Raw genomic sequence first — 2,598 nt, 5'->3', positions numbered from 1 at the left:
CGTCTTCGAAGGCTTCGAAGCCGCACTCGTACGGCGACAGCTTTTCCAGATCGGGGCGGCGGGGACCGAGGAATCGACCAACCAGCATCAGCGTAATGCCGATACCGGTGGCAACGATCAGAAACAGCAGAGACGGCAAATATTCGGCCAGCACAGCGATTCTCTCTTGCCTCTGCCGCTGCGCCTGCAGGCGCTTTGGCATGGGGGAGTGGACGGGAAGCTGCCTGGCGCCTTGCGCGCCAGACCAACCCGCTTTACTTACTAAATGGTGCCCAAGAGGGGACTCGAACCCCTACGACCTAAGTCGCTACCACCTCAAGGTAGTGCGTCTACCAATTCCGCCACCTGGGCAAACGATCACATCAGACTATCTTCCCGATGCGCCGCGTATTGTAACCGGCTTCAGTCTTTCTGGGAGCCTTCCGAAGGCTTTTCTTCACCAGAAACCGAAGATTCCGCCTGAGCCGGCACAGTTGCGGCCGGAACCGGGGCGGCCGGGACCGCATCGGCCTTCGGAACGGCCGGCAATTCGCCCGCCGGAGCGGCCGGAGCGCTGGCCGCCGGGGCGGACATCAGACCCAGATCCTGATCGGCGGCCGGGCGGTTGCCATGGCCGGCGTACCAGGCCATGAAGAGGCTGATGCCGAAGAACACCACGGCCAGCCACTTGGTCGACTTGGACAGGAAGTTGGACGCGCCACGCGCACCGAACACGGTCCCCGAGGCGCCAGCGCCAAAGCCCGAACCTRCCGCCGCACCCGAGCCACGCTGCATCAGGATCAGCGCGACCATGGCTACGGCAACCAGCACGTAGACGACATTGAGGATCAACATCAGCATTGGAAATCCGCCCTCGGACTAGAGTGCCGGCGGCTAGCCGGCAACCGTAACTAATTGTTTGCCGCCGCCTCTGCGATGGCCAGGAAGTCGGCGGCCACCAGGGAGGCACCACCAACCAGCCCACCATCGACATCCGGCTGCGCGAACAGTTCCCCGGCATTGTCGGGCTTCACGCTACCGCCGTAAACAATGGGCAGTGAATCAGCAATTCTAGCATCGATGCGCGCGACTTCGCCACGAATGAACGCGTGCACCTGCTGCGCCTGCTCCTTGGTTGCGGTGCGGCCGGTTCCGATCGCCCAGACCGGCTCGTAGGCGACCACGGCATTGGCGAAGCCTGCGGCCCCGACAAGCTCGAGCACCGGGGCCAGCTGGCTGGCGATGACCGCCTCGGTCTGCCCGGCCTCGCGCTGCTCAAGGGTTTCACCGACGCAGAGTACCGGCACCAAGCCGGCATGCAGGGCGGCGGCGAACTTGCGCGCTACCAGTTCGCTGCTCTCGTTGTGGTACTGGCGGCGCTCGGAGTGGCCGACCAGACCATAGCGGGCACCCACCTCGTGCAGCATGGCCGCACAGACCTCACCGGTGTAGGCGCCCTTCTCATTGCTGCTGACGTCCTGTGCACCAAAGGCCAGGCCGGTCTCGCCGAAGTCTTCGACCAGCTCACCCAGATAGGGCATCGGCGGCAGGATGACCACCTCCACCCCGCTCTTTGGCAGCCCGGCAGCGACCTGCCCCAGCAGTTCGGTGGCGAATTGACGGCTGCCGTGCAGCTTCCAGTTTCCAGCGACGATCTTGCGGCGCATGAGCGGGTGGCTCCTGTGTGAACTCAGCCGCCCATGATACCTGCTGCGGCAAAAAACCGTTTCCGTGTAAGCGGTTACATGGATTTTCAGCCAACGGCGCAGCCCCTCGTGGCGGGGGTTGGGGCTGGTTGGTCGCGGAGAGCCCGGTGGGGATATGGAGGCTGGCCGGTCGGGTGGGTTGCGCAGGGGACGCTGCAAGTACGTCCTTGTAAGCTCGTAGGCGCCATCCATGGCGCCTGCGCCCCTGCGCAGCCCACCCGGCCGGCCCCTGACACATTCCGGCGGTTCCCGCCCGCCACGGAAAGAAAAAAGAAGAGCAAAGGCAAAGGCAGCATCCCGGGCGGCCGCCGGGATCTGACCCCCAAAAGCGAAAGCAGAGCTTCAACTCCTTCCTGCCTCGAGACCTGACAGATCTCATCCACGCATGGCGTGGATAAATAGATAGATCGTGTCGACCAAGGTCGACACCTACCAACAGCCGCGGGAAATTGTCGGGGGTGGGGCGGTGTGGGTTGGCAGGACCGTTGGCGCCATGGGCCCGAGGCATGCCTCGGGCAGGTTGGGCAGGACGCCCAACCCCGGTCTTGCCGTGTGCGCAGGACAGCGCACACGAGCAAGGCGCCATCGAGCCCCCATGGACGGGTTTACGGCGTGTCCTGCCAGCCCACACCGCCCCGCCCAACCCACAGAAACCCAGAGCCGCTTTGGCTTTGGCTTTGGCCTTGGCCTTGGCCTTGGCCTTGGCTTTGGCTCTGGCCTCTGCGGGTGCAGGGTGCAACCCTGCCGAATACCCTCCGCTGCGCTCGCCGGGCATGGCCCGGCGCTAGCCGTAACAAGAAGGCCGCCTTTCGGCGGCCTTCTTGTTACTTCAGCTTGATCTCGCGCAGGCGCTCTTCGAGGAAGCCGTGCGCGGTGATCGGTTCCGGGTACCGGCTCGGGTTCTCCTCGGTGA

3 protein-coding genes and 1 tRNA gene are annotated in these 2,598 nt (G+C 64.5%); all 4 read right to left on the bottom strand.

Features of this window, described 5'->3' with window-relative positions; all coding sequences use genetic code 11:
* Positions 1-154 (bottom strand): NADH-quinone oxidoreductase subunit A (ndhC, locus tag AC1DJN_RS21505; protein WP_478040178.1); only part of this gene is annotated, 154 nt, incomplete at its 3' end.
* A gap of 112 nt (positions 155-266) precedes the next feature.
* Positions 267-351: transfer RNA gene (locus tag AC1DJN_RS21500), tRNA-Leu, on the bottom strand.
* A gap of 51 nt (positions 352-402) precedes the next feature.
* Entirely contained in the window at positions 403-840 is a 438-nt protein-coding gene (gene secG / locus AC1DJN_RS21495; RefSeq protein WP_478040176.1) for a preprotein translocase subunit SecG, read from the bottom strand.
* A 50-nt stretch (positions 841-890) separates the two neighbouring features.
* Positions 891-1,646 carry a triose-phosphate isomerase gene (tpiA, locus tag AC1DJN_RS21490; protein WP_025876190.1) on the bottom strand — a complete coding sequence of 252 codons (756 nt, stop codon included), beginning with the start codon at positions 1,644-1,646 and terminating at the stop codon, positions 891-893.
* Positions 1,647-2,598: the final 952 nt, after the last annotated feature.

The sequence above is a fragment of the Stenotrophomonas sp. 05L414_2 genome (assembly GCF_056397905.1).
The sequence above is the reverse complement of the archived record's forward strand: the minus strand, read 5'-3'. Positions and strand labels throughout refer to the sequence as shown.

Bases quoted from the DNA above. Each gene is read 5' to 3' on its own strand.
- tpiA (WP_025876190.1), bottom strand. From the start codon at position 1,646: ATGCGCCGCAAGATCGTCGCTGGAAACTGGAAGCTGCACGGCAGCCGT.